At 34.9% G+C, this 18,620-nt stretch carries 18 protein-coding genes; 12 read left to right on the top strand and 6 right to left on the bottom strand.

From position 1 onward, the window contains the following. Nucleotides 1-16: 16 nt before the first annotated feature. Entirely contained in the window at nt 17-334 is a 318-nt protein-coding gene (locus tag BLP44_RS09775; RefSeq protein ID WP_066034855.1) for a phosphoribosylpyrophosphate synthetase, read from the bottom strand. 59 nt (nt 335-393) lie between these two features. Further along, on the bottom strand, nt 394-1,209 hold the full coding sequence (locus BLP44_RS09770; RefSeq protein WP_008463488.1) for an alpha/beta fold hydrolase: 816 nt from the start codon (nt 1,207-1,209) through the stop codon (nt 394-396). Between the two features lie 448 nt (nt 1,210-1,657). Between BLP44_RS09770 and BLP44_RS09765 the strand changes: the two genes are divergently transcribed. The 7 genes from BLP44_RS09765 to BLP44_RS09735 all read left to right on the top strand — a co-directional run bounded on the left by BLP44_RS09765 (nt 1,658) and on the right by BLP44_RS09735 (nt 8,253). Beyond that, entirely contained in the window at nt 1,658-2,059 is a 402-nt protein-coding gene (locus tag BLP44_RS09765; RefSeq protein ID WP_008463490.1) for a hypothetical protein, read from the top strand. Between the two features lie 313 nt (nt 2,060-2,372). After that, nucleotides 2,373-3,296 carry a hypothetical protein gene (locus BLP44_RS09760; protein ID WP_091132272.1) on the top strand — a complete coding sequence of 308 codons (924 nt, stop codon included), beginning with the start codon at nt 2,373-2,375 and terminating at the stop codon, nt 3,294-3,296. A 4-nt stretch (nt 3,297-3,300) separates the two neighbouring features. After that, on the top strand, nt 3,301-5,280 hold the full coding sequence (locus BLP44_RS09755; protein WP_091132269.1) for a TonB-dependent receptor plug domain-containing protein: 1,980 nt from the start codon (nt 3,301-3,303) through the stop codon (nt 5,278-5,280). Between the two features lie 182 nt (nt 5,281-5,462). Next, on the top strand, nt 5,463-5,831 hold the full coding sequence (locus BLP44_RS09750; protein ID WP_139159192.1) for a hypothetical protein: 369 nt from the start codon (nt 5,463-5,465) through the stop codon (nt 5,829-5,831). Between the two features lie 54 nt (nt 5,832-5,885). Continuing rightward, nucleotides 5,886-6,752 (top strand): MbnP family protein, encoded by an 867-nt coding sequence (locus tag BLP44_RS09745; protein ID WP_008463498.1) that lies wholly within the window; start codon nt 5,886-5,888, stop codon nt 6,750-6,752. Between the two features lie 57 nt (nt 6,753-6,809). Continuing rightward, entirely contained in the window at nt 6,810-7,829 is a 1,020-nt protein-coding gene (locus BLP44_RS09740; RefSeq protein ID WP_091132263.1) for a cytochrome-c peroxidase, read from the top strand. A 175-nt stretch (nt 7,830-8,004) separates the two neighbouring features. Further along, the gene (locus BLP44_RS09735; protein ID WP_035690839.1) at nt 8,005-8,253 is read left to right on the top strand and encodes a hypothetical protein; all 249 of its coding nucleotides are present in this window, start codon (nt 8,005-8,007) and stop codon (nt 8,251-8,253) included. A gap of 46 nt (nt 8,254-8,299) precedes the next feature. On the opposite strand, the gene BLP44_RS09730 is transcribed toward BLP44_RS09735, so the two are convergent. The 4 genes from BLP44_RS09730 to BLP44_RS09715 form a co-directional block, all read right to left on the bottom strand. Continuing rightward, complete coding sequence (locus tag BLP44_RS09730) at nt 8,300-8,503, bottom strand: KH domain-containing protein (protein ID WP_091132259.1); 204 nt, start codon at nt 8,501-8,503, stop codon at nt 8,300-8,302. Between the two features lie 171 nt (nt 8,504-8,674). Further along, entirely contained in the window at nt 8,675-10,123 is a 1,449-nt protein-coding gene (locus BLP44_RS09725) for an FAD-dependent oxidoreductase (RefSeq protein ID WP_091132255.1), read from the bottom strand. Between the two features lie 113 nt (nt 10,124-10,236). Beyond that, the gene (locus BLP44_RS09720; RefSeq protein ID WP_091132252.1) at nt 10,237-10,767 is read right to left on the bottom strand and encodes a hypothetical protein; all 531 of its coding nucleotides are present in this window, start codon (nt 10,765-10,767) and stop codon (nt 10,237-10,239) included. A gap of 3 nt (nt 10,768-10,770) precedes the next feature. Next, on the bottom strand, nt 10,771-11,388 hold the full coding sequence (locus BLP44_RS09715; RefSeq protein ID WP_091132249.1) for a cysteine hydrolase family protein: 618 nt from the start codon (nt 11,386-11,388) through the stop codon (nt 10,771-10,773). A gap of 237 nt (nt 11,389-11,625) precedes the next feature. Here BLP44_RS09715 and BLP44_RS09710 point away from each other — a divergent pair, with 237 nt between their 5' ends. The 5 genes from BLP44_RS09710 (at nt 11,626) to BLP44_RS09690 (ending at nt 18,551) form a co-directional block, all read left to right on the top strand. Further along, entirely contained in the window at nt 11,626-11,829 is a 204-nt protein-coding gene (locus BLP44_RS09710; RefSeq protein ID WP_008463510.1) for a hypothetical protein, read from the top strand. Nucleotides 11,830-12,024: 195 nt separating this feature from the next. Continuing rightward, nucleotides 12,025-12,660, top strand: coding sequence for a hypothetical protein (locus tag BLP44_RS09705; protein ID WP_008463511.1), 636 nt, complete (start codon nt 12,025-12,027; stop codon nt 12,658-12,660). 183 nt (nt 12,661-12,843) lie between these two features. Beyond that, nucleotides 12,844-13,287, top strand: a complete 444-nt coding sequence (locus BLP44_RS09700) for a hypothetical protein (RefSeq protein ID WP_008463513.1) — start codon at nt 12,844-12,846, stop codon at nt 13,285-13,287. Between the two features lie 635 nt (nt 13,288-13,922). Beyond that, on the top strand, nt 13,923-17,114 hold the full coding sequence (locus BLP44_RS09695; RefSeq protein WP_008463515.1) for a SusC/RagA family TonB-linked outer membrane protein: 3,192 nt from the start codon (nt 13,923-13,925) through the stop codon (nt 17,112-17,114). A 12-nt stretch (nt 17,115-17,126) separates the two neighbouring features. Beyond that, nucleotides 17,127-18,551: a SusD/RagB family nutrient-binding outer membrane lipoprotein gene (locus BLP44_RS09690; RefSeq protein ID WP_091132245.1), complete on the top strand. Its 1,425-nt coding sequence runs from the start codon at nt 17,127-17,129 to the stop codon at nt 18,549-18,551. Nucleotides 18,552-18,620 lie beyond the last annotated feature (69 nt).

The following is an 18,620-nucleotide window of genomic DNA, read 5'->3' as shown; positions in this document are numbered from 1 at the left end:
TGCTGTTATTTTGATATTAATGTGTAGAAAGTTTTTTAATCATTTCAGCAGAAACTGAATCTGCATAAATTCCAAAAGCGCTGGTTAAAACACCTTTTACATTGTAAATGTCAGAGATTATGCCGTATACAATATCTTCATCACCGGGATCAGTATCACCTTCGAAGCGAAATAAATATTCGATTTTGAACTCTTCTGGAGACATTCTAAGCGTGTTTGTATTGCATCTGATGCAATCTACATCAAGATTGAAGTTTTCTGTAAAACCTTGTACATTTAGCCATTGTAAAGCTTCGGTAACGGTTTCAAAATAAGGTTGTTGTAATGAACTCATAGCTTGGAGAGATTTAAACTGTCTGCAAAACTTCTTTGCAGACAGTTAGGTTTTAAGAGTTATTTTATGAAAGCTAGAATATCATTATTGATCGTTTCTGCTTCTGTGGTTGGCATACCGTGAGGAAATCCTGGGTAAGAAATCAATTTTCCGTTTTTTAGCAGTTTTGCTGATTTTGGCGCTTGATGATAAGGAACGATCTGGTCATCTTCTCCGTGCAACACAAGAACCGGAATATCCAAACTTTTAAGATCTTCTGTAAAATCAGTTTCAGAGAAAGCTTTAATTCCTTCATAATGAGATAATACAGAGCCCATCATTCCTTGACGCCACCAATTTTGCTTAATTCCTTCTTGAACGGTTTGACCTTCGCGATTCCATCCGTAAAAAGGAATAGGGAAATCATAAAAATATTGTGATCTGGTAAAACCCGTTCCTTTTCTGATTTCATCAAAAACAGACAAAGGCACACCTTCAGGGTTCGATTCGCTTTGAACCATAATTGGCGGTACAGCGCTAATGATTACTGCTTTTGAGATACGCCCTTTTCCGTATTTTGCAGCATAACGAATTACTTCACCGCCTCCTGTTGAGTGACCAACGTGAATTGCATCTTTTAAGTCAAGAGCCTCAACTAATTGAGCAATGTCTGATGCGTAAGTTTCCATGTTATTTCCTATAGAAGTCTGGCTTGAACGTCCATGACCGCGGCGATCGTGTGCAATAACTCTGTATCCTTTTTGAAGAAAAAACATCATCTGTGCGTCCCAATCATCGCTTGATAAAGGCCATCCGTGATGAAAAACAATTGGCTGTCCTGTTCCCCAATCTTTGTAATAAATTTCTGTTCCGTCTTTTACTGTAAATGTGCTCATGGTTTTTGATTTTAAGATTAATATTTGTTTATATTTTTAATTTAAATTGATTTATAGGTTTAAATTTTGAACTTATAAGTGGTATTGTATTTTGTTTTGTTATGATTACACTGCAAATGTATTGCAGATTGAAAGGCCTATCGGTTAATCTAGATTAAGAAGTGAAAATTTTTGTGTTGAATACGTGGTGGGGCATGCTGAAAGAAGGATGTTTGCTTAATTTTCATATTATTCATTTTATATTTGGAAATTATGCCAGACAGTAGCCAATTAACGTGCCTTATTTACAATGGCTTTATTTTAAAGGCTTTATCGAAAAGAGAAAGTTTTTTATTTGCGATATTTCGTTAATTGATGAGGAGTTCGCTTTTTGCAAATGCAATTGATTAGTTATTATCCAATAAAAAATGAAGAAATCTTTAAAATAAATACAAAATAGTATGTACTTTTGCCAGCAACTATTGAACAAGCATTGAAAAGAGTAATCATCATAGCGCTTTCTATTTTAATACTGTCGCCATCTTTTGGCAGCTTGTTCGTTTATGCTTCTTTTAAAATCAATCAAAAAGAAATTGCAAAAACCATCTGTGTGCAACGCAAACAAGCTTTTAATAGCTGTAATGGTCGTTGCGAACTTCAAAAAAGCATTAAAAAATATTCTGATAACGAACGAAAAATGCAGGATAGCCTAAAAGATAAATTAGAGCTTGTATACGTTCAAAATACTGCTGAAATTAATTTTAGTACAATTCCAGTTATCGAATCAAAAGAGAATACTTCAATTTTATTTGAAAAGAAACCTATCGGGGCTTCTAATCTTACTTTTCATCCTCCTCTCTATACAGTATAGAGATTAAAATCCTGTTGTTTTTATAAAAAAATTCAATTTGTGAAATTCCAAATTCCAATTCTGAAATTTGAATTTTCGAATAGTTTTGTTTTGCTCGATTTACTAGTGTTTATAATTCTAGTTGAGATAAAATTACTCAATTTATTTTTCTAAAACTGATTTTGATCTTCTTTTGTAATTGAAAGGAAGACTCTTCCATTTTTCATTTACACTGCCAATATTTTGGTTTGCTCACAGCACTTTGGCGCTTTTTTGGTATTCAAAAATTTATGGCCAAGTGCTAAATATTGAACTTTTTTTATAACATCATCAAATGAAATCTTTTAATTTTTGGATAATCGCACTATTGTTTGCGGTTACTTCCTGTACAATCGATAAAACAGATTACGAAGCTGAAACTGGTTCTGAAGTTCCTGAAAGCTACGAATTTAAAGAAGCAGCTTCGTTTATTAACGGGAACTATAAGATAACCATAGATGCCTTAAACGGAATATTTTATAAAGGATATAATGAGCTTCACTTGAAAATTGTGAACACTCAAAACAATCAGGAGCTGACTTCTTCTGCTGTAACTTTTCTGCCTATTTTGAGCAATGCTGACGGAAGCAAAAGTTCATGTCCGCATGAATATAATCTAGCATACGATCTTACTAACAAATACTACATCGGTTATTCTGTTTTTACTGGCGAAAGCTCAACGACGGCAAGTTGGAAATTGTACATCAGTTTTACGGCTGATAACCAAAAATATGAGATTAATAAAGATATTTCGGTAGCACAGCAACCCAATAAAAATCTAAACATGACGGCTTTTGCAGGAAATGATGGAGAACAATATGTTATAGCATTGATTTCGCCTCAAAAACCTACGGTTTCAGAAAATCCACTTGTGGCAGGGGTTTATAAATACAACAAACCAACCACGCCTGCGGGAACTTTCCCTGATCCAACACAGTTTTCATATACAGAAGTTGTGGGCTATACTTTAAAGTTAGATCCTAGAATGCCTGAACCTTCAATGGGCAATCATTCTTCGCCAAATAATAAAGATTTAACGCAAGGAAATGATGGTTTGTATCACGGTGTGGTTAATTATACGATGACAGGAAACTGGACATTGAATCTAATTATGATGAACCAAAACGGATTAATAGTAAAAGGAACTGTAGTTCCGACCGATCATACGCCGGGGGTTGAAGGCGTGAAAAGCGAACTATATATTGATACTTTATTCTAATAACATGAAATATATTATAATGCTACTTTTTTTGGGAATGTCTGTAACGGCTCAAAACCAGCATGCACATCACGACAGCATCAAAAACTTAGAAGAAGTAACAGTAAAAAACGCCGCAAAAAAGAAAATTGAAACCGAGATGAAAATGGCGGTTTCTGTTGATGAATTTTTGTCATCGTCAGAGAATATCAGTTTTATAAAGCGTGGAGCTTACGCATGGGAACCTTTGTTGAACAATATGAGCACCGAACGTTCTACGGTTACCATTGACGGAATGCATGTGTTTGGCGCTTGTACCGATAAAATGGATCCGATTACGTCTTATGTAGAAAGCAATAATCTTGCGGCAATCGATATTAAATCGGGACAGGAGGGAAGCCTGCATGGATCAACAATTGCAGGAAGCATCGATTTAAAAAGAAAAAGCACGCCGTTTGGACTTCAAAAGAAATGGAATGGAACGTATCAGACAGGATTTGAGTTTAATAATAAGCAGTTTTTCAATTTAGGAAATATCTCTTATTCGGGAACTAAATTTGTGGCTGACGGAAGCATTTCCTACCGAACGGCCGATAATTATCATGACGGAAACAACAATGAAGTAAAGCATTCGCAATACAATAAATTCAATACTTCATTAGGATTCGCTTATAAAACCAGCGATTTATCATCATTACGATTAGACGCGATTTTTGATGTGGCAAAAGACGTAGGTTATCCTGCTTTGCCAATGGATTTGTGGCTTTCTCGCGCACTCATTACTTCGGCGTCTTACAAACAATTGTTTGAAGAAGGTTTGGTTAGAGTAGTGGATACGAAAGTATATTTTAATGCAATCGAACATTATATGGATGATACTACACGTCCTGAGAATTTGGTTCATATGGATATGCCGGGTTGGAGCACAACGTACGGATTAGTTTCTAAAGCCAATTTGAAAAGAAATAACTATTCATCTGAAATTCAGTTGAATGCCTACGATAATTTGTCTATTGCAGAAATGCGTATGTATCCGCAGGATCGAAGCGAAAGAACCATGTTTGCCTATAGCTGGCCTTGGGTAACAACACGTTTTGCTGGACTTTCTATGAATAATTCTTGGGAGCTTTCGGAAAGAAGCACTGTGAATCTTGGCGGTTCTTTTGGGGTGAACTACAATTATTCTAAATATATAGAGTTCAACTGGATTTTTCATCCAGGCGCGCCTCAGGAAAAAACGAGATTTCTGCCAAGTTTAAATGCCAGTTACCAGTTAAATATAGATCAGTTTAATTTTTCTGTTGGAACGGGTTATGGTCATAGAGCGCCTTCTGTTTCTGAAGGTTACGGATATTACATTTATAATAGTTTTGACCGCTACGATTATATCGGAGATCCCAATCTGAAAAATGAAATTTCGTATGAAGGAAATGCAAGCGCAGGTTTTGCAAACGAAAGATTAAGTATTCAGGGAAAAATCAACTATTTCTACATTGACAATTATATTATTGGTAAAATCTTGAGTTTAGGAAGTCCAATGAATTATCAGTCGGTTGGGGTAAAAGGCTATACTTCTTTAGATTATGCAACACTTTTGAATATGTCTGCGAATGTAAGCTACGATATTTTAAAGCATCTGCATTGGAAAGGAACGTTGACTTATGCTCGCGGAATGGACAATAAAGGAGGAAATCTGCCATTTATACGTCCGTTAAGCTATTTGACTTCATTGCACTATATGTACAAAAATTTCGGAATCCAGACTTCTGTAAATGGCGATTTCGAACAGATTAATTACAGTCCGGAATACGGAGAAGATTTGACTGCGGCTTATGCCATTTGGAACATCTCTGCCGATTATTCTTTTGCAATCAATAAAGTGAGAAGCACAATTCAGATTGGTGCAGAGAATGTATTAAATGAATATTACAGTACGTATGCTGACTGGGGAAATATCCCGAGAATGGGGCGTAATATTTTCACGTCTTTAAAATTGAATTTCTAATTAGAAAAACATCAAGATTAAATTTAAACACATAGGAACATAGATTTTTCTGTGATCTTGAAAAGAAAAAGAAAGAAACTAGTTTCTAACACATAGTTCTATGAGTTTTATTAAAAGTGAAACACCTTTTACAAATTTCTAAAAACTATGTTTCTATGTGTTAGAATTATTATACAAGTAAAATGAAAAAGGTTTTTAGTATCACTATGACGATTCTGTTCCTGCTGGTTTCTTTCCAGCAGGCGCTTATCATTGTGCACTTTAAACTGAACCAAAAAGCGATAGAGAAAGAATTTTGCGTTAACAAAGCAAAGCCAGAATTGCAATGCCATGGTAAATGCCATTTGAAAAAAGAGCTTCAGGAAACGGAAAAAAATACAGATTTAGAATTGAGAAGCATCAGCAAAAAGATTGATATTGCTTTGATTGCTACTATCGAATTTGCGGTTTCTGTTCCAAAAGCAATTCATTCTAAAAAAGTAAATTTATATAAAGAATCTGGTCAGCCAGAACCTTGTCTTGAAATTTTTGTACCGCCGCCTATTTTATAATTGTCCTTGTCAATTAATAAAAATAGAATGCAATACAAAAATTAAAATCATATAATGGAAACTTTAAAAAAATACCTTTTATTATCAGCGGCTACTTTAGCATTTGTATCATGTTCAAGCGATGACGATACACCTGCAGCAAACAACTTAACCCTGGAATTCAATAATACTTTCAAAGAAAAGACAATTGTTTTAGGTGATGCAACTTCAGCTTCAGCAACAACAAATACTTCTGCAGCAGGGCAAATTCACCATTTTTCTGAGTTAAAATACGTAATCAGCAATATTCGTCTTATAAAAGATGATGGGAGTGAAGTGCCTTACAATGTAAATGATTTAGATAAAGGCGCAACTGTAATCGATCAGGCAAAAACAGAATCATTGAGCTATGTTTTGAGCAATGTGCCATCAGCAACATACAAACAGATTAAATTTGGTTTGGGTATTAAAACAGAGCAGAATACTCTAGATCAGACTAGATTTCCTAAATTTTATGCAGCAGCAGGAGCCAATGATACTCAAATGATGTGGGAATGGGGTACAGGATACCGTTTTACGAAAGTAGAAGGTTTTTATGATACTGATAATAAAGTTATGTCTATTCATACTGGAAGTACTGTAGCAGGAAAAGAAGGCGCTTATACTCAAGGTGTAAATGCTTACAGAGATATTACATTAAGCCTTACAGCAAACGCAGTGGTAGGAAGCAAAGCTCCAAAAATCAAAATTAAAGCGGATTTTGATAAGTTATTGAGCGGAAAAATCAACACGATTACATTATCGACTGGAACAACAATGACCGATAATGCAACTCCGAATATTCATACTGCAGCGCAGATGGTAAAATTTGTGGATAATTTGGGAGGAAATGGAACAAATGATATCTCAGGAATGTTTTCTGTTACTAGTGTAGAAAACTAAATATATTTTGGAGCCGTCTGAAAATTAGAGGACGGCTCTATTTTAAAATTCATTAAAATGAAAAAAATATTTGGCTTTATCATAATCGCAATCTTTTTCGCTTCTTGTAGCAGTAGTGATTCTGATGAAACTTATTTTGATAATCCTGAACTTGCATTGCCTATTCCGACTGATTTTCCAGAAGTAAACAGTTACGTAAGTTTGAACAAGCCTACAAAATATGGAGTTGAATTGGGTGAAAAACTTTTCTCTGACAAAAGATTTAGCGCAGACAATACAATTTCGTGTGCAAGCTGTCATATTCAAGCGAATGCTTTTGCAGATCATAATGCGCGAGCAATTGGCATTGAAGGAAGAGTTGGTCTTAGAAATGCTCCACCTCTTCAGAATTTGATGTTTCTCAAGTTCTTTAATTGGGATGGAAGCAGACTCCAGTTGGAAACGCAGCCTTTAGTGCCAATTATTACGCATGAAGAAATGGATTCTTCTATTTTGGAAGTAATCGGAAAAATTAAAGATGATGCTTCTTATAAAGATTTATTTGAAAAAGCATTTGGAGATCAGGAAATTACTGCTGACAGAATTTACAAGAGTATTGCTCAGTTTGAATATACTTTAATTTCTGCTAACAGCAAATATGATAAAGTAAAACGAAAAGAAGGACAATCGTTTACAGAAAGCGAAGCGGCAGGCTACGCAACATTTCAGCAGAAATGTGCCAACTGTCATAGCACAGAACTGTTTACAGATCAAAGTTTTAGAAATATTGGTTTTCCAGTAAATACAGATTCTAATGAAGCAGGAAGAGGAAGAGTTACCGGAATCCCATCTGATTTTATGAGTTTTAGAGTTCCAAGTCTGCGTAACGTTGAATATACAGCGCCTTATGGAAGTTTTGGTCAATTTGCTACATTAAGATCTGTTTTGGATTATTTTGACACTGGTGTTTTGGAAGCAGAAAATTTGGATCCTATTTTTAAAAATAACGGAAATAAAATTCCGCTGACAGAACCCGAAAAAGAAAACCTTATTGCGTTTATGAAAACTCTTAGCGACAAAGAATTTACAGGAAATTAACCTCGAAAGACTTGATTTTGCTGGTATTTGGCATTTCTATTATAAAAAAAGAAGAAATGTTTATAATATGTTGATAAATAATACGTTGCGTATAGTGTTAAAATCTGATTTCGATAGATTAAATGTTTTAAATTTAGTAACTGAATGATAGTTAATTATTTAAAATTATTTGAATATGGAAAGAGCTATAAAATTACAGGTTCGCAAAGAACTTGATGGGAAGCAGCAGGTAAACGTAATCAAACTAAAAGGCAGTTTAATTACAAAAGGCTACACAGAAATTATTCATATTAGTGATAAGGATGATGAATTTTATATTAATTCGTTTGCAACCAAAACAGAAGCAAGCAACGAAGTAAAAGAATTTATTCTGGATTTTATAAACAAAGAAAATTTAAGCAATACAATTAGTGTTTTAGGATAATCATTGCATAATTGTATTGCTTAAATAAATTTATAACAGTTTGCGCTTAAACTGTACTTGTAAAACTTGTATTTTGATCCAGATAAAGAGGCTTGTTTTGTAGAGCATCTTCTGGTTTTTCGTCCCAATCTCCCCAATCGCCTACATAAGTTTTACGAAATATTAATTCGTTATTGTCACCTTTACAAACCAAAGTTCGGTCTGTACAGGTTTCATTGTTTGGACTGAAATTTATTTGTAAATTTTTCATGAAGTGATTTTTTTATATTGTTTGTAAATGAGATCATAAAATTAAAAAGATGAGAAGTAATTCAGTTATAAAATAATATTAAATTATTGTTTAATTTACATGTATAGGGTTGAGAATTAATACTATAAAAAAAGCTAAACAAATTTTGTTTAGCTTTTTGAATTTTAATCTTTAATCTTTTTTCTCTGAATCTTTTTTCTCTGAATCTTTCTCCCTCTTATGGCACCTTCCCCTAGGTTCATCGCCTTCTTGAAGTATAATTTCAGAATGCAAGAACTGCGCAGCATCGGCAGAGCCTTTAACTTTTGCGGCACTTCGCTCGAGCATTTCAGCTTCAAATTCGTTTAATACGCATTCTCTCAATCCCCTTTCTTTCCATTTTGACTTTGCATTACAGCCTTTTGAAATTTTTCTGGCCAATTTTAAAGCATCTAGCAAAGCTTGATTGGCACCTTGTCCTTTAAACGGACTCATTGGATGCGCTGCATCGCCAATTAGTGTGATATTCTGATTTTTTTCTAATAATGATGCACTTAATAATTCACGGTCATAAACAGGATATCCAGAAATTAGATTTTCTTGCGTGGCTTTCAAAATCTGAGGAATAGGAGCGTGCCATTGCGTTCTTCGGCAGGCTTCTTCTTTTAAGGCTTGCGGTCCTTTGGCACTTAATTCTTTGGCTTCTTCCTCAGACATAGGAAAACTTAGTTGCCACATGACAGAATCGGCCGTATAAGGCATTACATAAATTCGTTCATTTCCATTGGCAGTCTGGAATATTGTTTCACTATCTAGCAAATCACTAGAAAGTCCTTCTAGATCACTTAAAGGACAAATCCCTAAAATTACAATACAATCCAAATAACGAAGCGGTGTTGCTTCTTCGCCAATTATAAATCTTCTAATAGCGCTTCTAATGCCATCTGCACCTACAACAAGATCGGCTTTTGCTGTTATTATTTCTCCGTTTGCCTGAAAGTTTAATTCTACACTTTCTTCAGATGCTGTAAGATTTACTAATTGATGTCCCCATTGTACAGTATTGTTTCCTCCAAGCTGTTCCAAAAGAGCTAATCGAAGCGATTGTCTTGCGATATGTATGTTGGTGCGTTTTGCAGGTGACTTAATGGCGGTTTCCAGCCATTTTCTGGTTCCCCATTCGCCCAATATTTTTCCATCGGTATTGTGTACGATATGTTTTGTCGAAATTACACCGTTTAGAGAAATAATTCCCAAACCTTTCATGGCTTTACTGGCTTGCTGTAAAGTAAGTCCGTAGCCCTGAGATCTGGCATCAAAGTCTCCGTCTCTTTCATAAATTGTAAAAGGAATTCCGCGATGTAAACAGGCGACTGCTAAGGCAACTCCGCCTATACCCGCACCAATAATGGCAACATGCGGTTTAGTGAGATCAGGTTCAAGATACTTTTCAGATTGAACTAATCCTGATCCTGAACAATTTGTGCACAAATGCAGATGAGCTTTTGGACGTATCGGAGCGACTTTAGTCTGCGAACTTTCATATGCTGCCAATTCCGTCTGATAACGACGTTGCGCTTTTTTACTGAGTCCGCGATTTATTTTGCCCTGTCCTTGGCATTCATGGCATATAGTCCACATATTCTATTGTAACTTATTGAGGCCGCAAAGTTACGTTTAAACTACTGATTTTCAATATTGAAGTTTAAGAATTGTCAAATCTTTGATAATCAGTATTTTTTAGATTAGCTAATCTAATTCCAAATGCCAGACAAAGCTTTTTTCTGAATGTTTGCCGCAAACAATGGTGTCTCTTCCTTATTATGTGTTTCCAAATTATCTTTCATATTAATACGAATGGGTTCTAAATCTGAAACGCCAGCTTCATTGAGCAATTGAAGGAAATGTTCGGTAAGCGAAATCACGACATGATTGGAAAATTCACAAGAAGAATCGGATAGCTTTTTAACCTTCAATTCCCATTTAATTATCAAAGTAGTGCGCCCAAGAGGAGACAAAGAATCTGAAGCTGAATTTACAGCGCAATGATTTCTTTCTGAAATATCTTCAACATAATGCTGAATTAATAGATTTCCTGCAATCTGTTCTACATTAATAGATATTCTACGTCCATCTTCTGCTATTGAGTTTCCTGCCGCAATATGCGATTCAGAACATTCTTGATACTCTTTATCTTTTAAAGTAAAAAGCCATTCTGTCAAATCAATTTTTTCCAAAGGAGCATTAATTATAGCTGTTGTCGTGCTTTCTGTAAAAGATTCCATAACTCAGGAGTTGATGTTATTTATGAATTCTTCAGTAGAGAGAAGTGCATGCCCGTAATTCGGAAAATTAGTTTCGACCGTTGCTTTAATTTCTTCCCAATTAAAAGCACCAATTCCATCTTTGATTAAAGTGACATGATAGCCTAGTTCGACACCAAATCTCGCAGTTGAATCGATACAGGTATTGGCTCTCATGCCGGCAAGAACAATTTGGTCAATATCATGTTGACGTAAAAGAAAATCTAAGTCGGTGTTGGCGAAACCGCTGGCAGTCCAATGATTTTGCGCAATAAGGTCGCCTTCCTGCATAATGAGATCGGGATGAAATTGGGCTCCCCAAGAACCTTTTTCAAACAAAGTAATGCTTTTGCTTCCTAGGTGCGAAGGCGCCATAAATTTCCAGTTCAAATAATCTCTTATCTGGGTATTGCGATGCGGTGCGTAAATTACCTGAATTTTCTTTGCTCTTGCAGCAGTCAATAGTTTTTTGATGTTGCTGACTACTTTATTTCCTTCAACAGTTTCTTTTGTTACAGGAAATAATTTTCCTCCTTCAGAAAGGAAATCATTAAATGGATCAATAATGACAAGTGCGGTTTTTTGAAGTTGATACAAGCCCATAATTTGAAAGTTTTTAAGTTAAGTTCTTGTATCCTAATAATATGCCACTTGTTTATAATGCAGTTTTATTGATGTTTTTCAAAATATGGCAAAATGAAACTGCGATATTTAACGGATTTATCGAAATAAAGTGAATTGACTAAAGCCGTTTCATTTTATAATTTTTAAAAATGATTATATAAGCCAGACCATTGCATTTGACTTAATTTTAATAATCATTTTAAAAAAGAAGAAATTATGGAAAAGAATAATCAAACCCAGAAAAACCCAAACCCTAAACAACAGGGCGGGGGAGATCATCGAAATGATACAAGGAAACATCAATATAAAGAACATGATGAAGTGTTGACAAATGATGAAAATTATGATGTTGACACTAAAAAGTTCAAAGGAGAAGAACCTGAACTCGATGATAAATTGAATAATGAAGATAAAAAATAATGCTAATGCGTCCTGAAGTTTTTTTGGGACGTTTTTTTATTCTTCTTTTCATCACAAATCCATTTTCCTGTTTAAAAAGACTTTTTTTAAGAGATAAAAGTGAAGAAGTGAAAAATATGACATGATTTTTATAGATTTGTAAAAATCTAATACAATCTCTCAATAATAATTGGGAAACAATATATAATACAAGGCATGAAATCGGTTACTTCAGTTTTTTTACTTTTAATGTTTATCTGTTCAAATGCATTCGCTCAATTGAGTTCTGATAAAATATTCGAAAGTTTTAAGCAAGGTGAACGCACCAATTGTTCATCTATAGCTTTTATTAAAGCTTCTTTAAATGTTTACGGATTAGATAATCTTTTTGTAACCGAAAAGCTGACCGACGATTTATATAAAATTACTTTAAAGAACAATGCCTCATTCAACCTGAACACTACAGAAATAAGCAAAGCTAAAGAATCTGCAGGTTTTGTCTATATTAAGGACAACTGCGATAGTGAGAAAATTACCAATTATGCAGAATTGACTTATGCTGTAATGGCAAAATACAAACAGATTATTGACAAGGAAGCCACTTTTGACAAAGCGTTGGAAGATCTAGAAGACGGTACAGTCTATACTCCGACTATTTATAAGTACCTTGGATTCACATTAGGCAAACAAATTCAGAAATTGAAAAAAGAATCGGGAACTGAATATTGCGGCGTTGTGGCTTGGTCAAAAGTGCATGCTGTTTTTGTCTGCGGAGAATTTATGGATTATTACGGAAACAAAAAAAGTTTATGGATTAAATATCCGAGCCGTTTTAGAATAATTAAATCATAAAAGCAATACAATTAACTTTGGGAAAAATGTGCTGAAATAGCCAAAATTCCTGTTTTGCTGTAATATTTTCCTTATCGCAACGTTACAATTATAATTTTATTGTGAAAAAGAAAGTATAAAAGTTGCATTTTAACATAATTTATATATTTTTGCTTTTATTCAAGAACCAAATCTATTAAGAAAATGAAGAGCAAGATTATTTTATTATGTGTCCTTTTCTTCTTGACGACTGCTGCCGTTTCTGCACAGGCAAAAAATGCTCCAAGAAGTATCATTAGTACAACTGCATTAATCCGTAAATACCATGACCAAAAAGAACTAAGTGGTATGCAAAAAGGAGAACTTTTAGAATTGTACATTGAACGTATTAAAGTTCTAGTAAAAACACTTCCTTATATTGCTTTGGTTACTAAACCTGGTGTAACAATGGCAGATTTAGGTATTCCAGATACAAGTGAGAATAAAAAAATCTTAGATGGACAGGCAGAAGGCACCACTGTTTTCTTAGATACTACAGTAGATTTCCAAAGAAAAATGATGCCTTATTCTGATAAAGGAAATCTTATCGCGGCCATCTTATTTTATGAAACTACATTGAAATCGTTGCACGAGTTTAACGAGTTATAATATTTCAATACTTAAAATAGAAGCTCCAAGGTCTTATGATCTTGGAGCTTTTTTTTTGCACGAAACTTTGCTAAAATGCTATTAAAAGCATTTTTTGAGTTTCAAGATTAGTACAATTCTTATAAAACTGTAAAAACGCGCATTTTTTATAACTGTTTTATTTTTAGATGCTTAAGGCCTTTTGTTTACAGGGATTAACATTTTTTTTGCAAAAAGTTTAATTAAAATTTGGGAACTAAAATTTTTAACATACTTTTGTTCTATCAAATTAGTAGAGTTTAAAATTTAATTAGAAATACAGAGATTTAAGCCTTATCATTTCATTTTCAGAAATATAAAAGCATAACACATTTGCACCTTATGCATCACTACGGTTAAAATTCCTCTTTTAAATTCATTTGTAAATTTTTAATAACACTATCCTGAAACAGGGGTAAAATTGTATAGGCCAAATAAAATAATAATCTAAAAAAAAGTAAAAATGAAAAAACGAATGTGCTGCAGATAAAAAAGAAAACCATTTCTGTTGCAGCAGAAATGGTCAGAGTTTAAAGAAATTGTCATCTCTAAAAGGAAAGCATGAATAGTCTAAAACTGTTCGAGGCTCGCCTTATTTATTAAACTAAAACAAAGTAATGAAAATAAAATTAAAAAGATATGCTTGGCTATGTATTTTGTTGATTTCCATAGGAGTTAAAGCTCAAGATACTAAGCCGTTAATTCAGTCTAAACTGGAAGGAACCGTAGTTGATGCCATTACAAAAGAGCCAATTATCGGAGCTTCGGTAACCATTAAAGGTACTACACACGGTGTTGTTACGGATACAGATGGAAAATTTTTCTTTCAAACCGGACAAAAATTCCCTTACACACTTTTAATTAGTTATTTAGGATATAAAAAAGAAGAAGTTGTAGTAAACAAAAACGCTATCACTATCAGTCTTACTGAAGAACAGAATGCATTGTCTGAAGTTGTGGTTACGGCACTTGGAATTTCAAAAGAAAAGAAATCTCTAGGATATACGACTCAGGCACTAAAAGGAAAAGAATTGGCTACTACGAAAGAAACGAACTTTTTGAATGGTCTTTCGGGTAAATTAGCGGGTGTTCGTATTACAAATTCACAAGGAGATATGGGATCTTCACGTATTATTATCCGTGGGGAAACTTCTATTGCAGGAAACAACCAGCCGCTTTTTGTAGTAGATGGAGTTCCTGTAGATAACTCACAATTGAACTTTGGAGGAGCAACTCGTGATTTCAGAAATGCAATTGCCGATTTAAATCCGCAGGATATTGAAACTTTGACTGTTTTAAAAGGGCCAAATGCTGCCGCACTTTACGGATCGCGTGCTGCGCATGGTGTGGTACTTATTACTACAAAATCTGGAAAGGGACAAAAATCAGGATATGGAGTTACTTTTAATACAGGTATAACTGTTTCTCAAGTAGCTACTTTGCCTTCTTTCCAAAATACTTTTGGTCAAGGTTCTAACGGAAGATTTAGCTACGTAGACGGAAAAGGAGGAGGAGTTAATGATGGAGTTGATGAAAGCTGGGGACCAAGAATGGACGGTCGTTTAATACCTCAGTTTTATTCTAAAGGTGAAGCCGTTCCTTTTGTAGCTCATCCAAACAATGTAAAAGATTTCTTTAATACTGGACTTACTTACGACAATAGTGTTTCTATTGCAAAAGCTAATGATAAAGGAGATTTTCGTTTAGGTGTAAACAATCAGAAACAGCTTGGAACTGTGCCTAATAGTGAAATAAACAAAACAAACTTTACAATTAATACTAATTATCAGATTTCTGAAAATGTAAAAGTTGGTGTTAATGCAAATTATATTGTTACAAATGCTCCACAATTGCCAGGAGGTCCATCAGGAGGGCGTGCTGCGGGTGTAATGCTTCAGTTTCTTTGGTTCGGACGTCAGGTCGACATTAATGAATTGGATAAAGACTGGAATACGAACTGGAACAATAGCTACTACAGTAACCCATATTGGAACGCCTATTACAATACAACAAGCCAACAGCGTAACCGTATAATTGGAGATGTGCATTTAGACGCGAAATTGGCTGAAGGACTTAACTTCAGATTCCGTACAGGTGTTGATTATTATAATGACCGCAGAAAATATACTATTAAGTATGGTACAAACGGAACTCCTTTCGGATCGTATGCTGAAGACGCATACACAGTAAATGAACAAAATACTGAGGGTATATTTCAATATACAAAACAGCTAAATGATGATTTCAGTTTAGATGCGCTTGCAGGTTTCAATATTCGTAACCATAGCGATGCCAACAATTATCAGAAAGCGCCACGTTTAGCGGTTCCAGATTTATATACTTTAACTAACTCTAGAGATCCGTTAACTTCATCAAATTCATTGTCAAGATTAAGAGTGTATAGTGCTTACGCATCTGCTCAAGTAGGATTTAGAAACTATGCTTTCTTAAACGTAACAGCGCGTAATGACTGGTCTTCTACATTGCCAAGCAGCAACCGTTCTTATTTCTATCCTTCTTTTAACGGAAGTGTAGTTTTAACAGATGCATTAAACATTAAGAGCAGTACACTTGATTTCTTAAAAGTTAGAGGTGGATGGTCTGAAGTAGGTAACGATGCAGATCCGTACCAATTGTCTACGGTTTACAATTTCCAAACAGCATTTGACGGAAACCCAATTCAGACTTCTTCTCAAAAGAAATTAAATGAAAACCTAAAACCAGAAACAACTCGTTCTACAGAGGTAGGTCTTGAAGCTTCTTTCTGGAAAAACAGACTTCATTTTGATGTAGCGTACTATAATACAAATAGTTTCGACCAAATTTTAGAAATTAAAACTACGGCATCAAGCGGTTATACTTCGCAGTTAATCAATGCGGGTAAAATCAACAACCAAGGTATTGAGGTGCAATTGGACGGGAATCCAGTTCAAACTGAAAACTTCAAATGGAATGTGGCTGTAAATTATTCAAAAAATAAGAGTAAAGTAGAAATTCTAGATTACGCTGGAGATATTAAAAACTATACAATTGGTTCTTCTGGAGGTGTCGATGTATTGGCGTCTGTTGGGCAAGCTTACGGAGCACTTTACGGAACAGCTTATCAGCGTGATGCAAGCGGCAATATTGTAGTAGGAGCAAACGGTCTTCCAAAAGCAGATCCGACAAAAAAGGTTCTAGGACATTATACGCCAGATTATTTAGCAGGTCTTACGAATACTTTGACTTACAAAAATCTTGAGCTTTCTTTCCTTGTTGATGCTAGCGTTGGCGGTGAACTTTTCTCTGGAACTAACAGAACAGGAAACTATACAGGAGTTTTAGCACAGACTCTTCCAGGACGTGGCGCTGAAAACGGCGGATTAAGCTACTATTACCCAGGAAATAATACAGCGAACCCGAAGACTCTTGTAAGCGGAGGAGCTGCTCCAAGCGGTGTAACGGTTTATGATGACGGAATGATTTTCGGCGGTGTATTTGCAGACGGAACGCCAAATAATAAAGTGATTAGTGCACAAGAATATTATAAAGCATCATACAATATTAGCGAGGCTTATATCTACAGCTCAACTTTTGTAAAAATGAGAGAGATAAAACTAACTTATAATGTTGATAAAAAATTGGTTAAAAAGTTAGGATTAGAAGGAGCAAGCATTACTGCAGCTGGACGTAACTTATTCTTTATCTATAAAGATGCGCCAAATATTGACCCTGAAACAGCTTTCAATACAGGAAATGCACAAGGATTGGAAAGTTTAGCGTTGCCAACAACTAGAAACTTCAGTCTTAACCTTAATGTTAAATTTTAAAAACTCGGAATCATGCTAAAAAAACTATCATATACAATACTGTTTGCATTGACACTGAGCTCTTGCAGTGATACTCTTGACGATATAAATAAAAACCCAAATGCAACTGAAACGCCACTTGCGCCGTACCTTTTGACTGGTACTTTAAAACAAGGTGCAGATTTGTATTGGGGAGATGCAAATAACTTTAACTCAACATTACTTTTTGTACAGCATTGGGCTAAAATTCAATATACTGAGCCAGACCGTTACGATGTTTCGAACACTTCTTTCACTTCATTGTGGGATAAAGGATATTCAACTCTAATTACAGATTTGAACACAATTATAAAGTTTCCAGATGCACAGGCGAATTCTAACTATAAGGGAATTGCCTTATCGCTACGTTCATGGACATTTTTATTGCTGACAGATGCTTACGGAAGCATTCCATACAAAGAAGCAGGTCAAAAAGTAACGCCAGCGTATAATACTCAAAAAGAAGTTTATACAGGATTGCTTGAAGATTTGAGACAAGCACAATCTTTATTAAACTCAGCAAACGGTTCTGTAACAGGAGATTTGGTTTATAAAGGCGATATAGCAAAATGGAAAAAATTTGTGAATTCGCTTCGTTTGAGAATTGCTTTAAGAATTTCATACAGAGAACCTGTTCTGGCGAAACAAGCTGCAATTGAGGCAACAAGCGATGCTGCAGGACTAATCGGCAGCGAAAGTGAAACATTTAAGTTCACTTACACTAGTTCGCCACAGCAGAATCCGGCTTCGGCTTGGTTTGAAACGAGAGACGATTTCCGTATTTCAAAAACTATGGTTGATCAATTGTATGCATTATCTGATCCGCGTTTGCCAGTATTTGCACAATTGCCATCAGATGCAAGCGTAGGAAAATATGTTGGTGGTGCTAACGGATTATCAAATAGTGATGCCAATAGCCAAGGTTTTGCAAAAACATCAAAACCAGGAACTTATTTCCTTACATCGGCTTCGCCTGCTGTAATTGCTTCTTACTCTGAAACTTTGTTTAACTTGGCAGAAGCTGCGGCAAGAGGATATATTTCTGGAGATGCAGAGCAATATTATAAAAATGCTATTACAGCGTCTTTCAATCAATTTGGAATTACAAATGCTACAACTATTTCAACGTATTTGAATCAGGCAAGCGTGAAATATGATGCTTCAAACTATGCTAAATCAATCGGTACACAAAAATGGATTGCTTTCTTCGGACAAGGTCTTGATGCATTTACAGAATGGAGAAGATTGGATTATCCTGTCTTAACTGCTGGTCCAGCAACTGTTTTAGACGGAAAAATTCCTTCACGTCTTTTCTATCCGGGTACAGAACAATCTCTTAATGGAGCAAGTTATCAAGCTGCTGTTGCAGATCAAGGAAAAGATTTATTGACAACCAAATTATGGTTTGATGTGAAATAAATCTGAATTTTAATAAATTTCATCAAAAAAGCCCCGTATCAAACTTTGATGCGGGGTTTTTGCATTGTT

It is taken from the genome of Flavobacterium anhuiense, from assembly GCF_900101855.1.
Classification (GTDB): domain Bacteria; phylum Bacteroidota; class Bacteroidia; order Flavobacteriales; family Flavobacteriaceae; genus Flavobacterium; species Flavobacterium anhuiense.
This window is presented reverse-complemented; position numbering and strand designations above follow the sequence as displayed.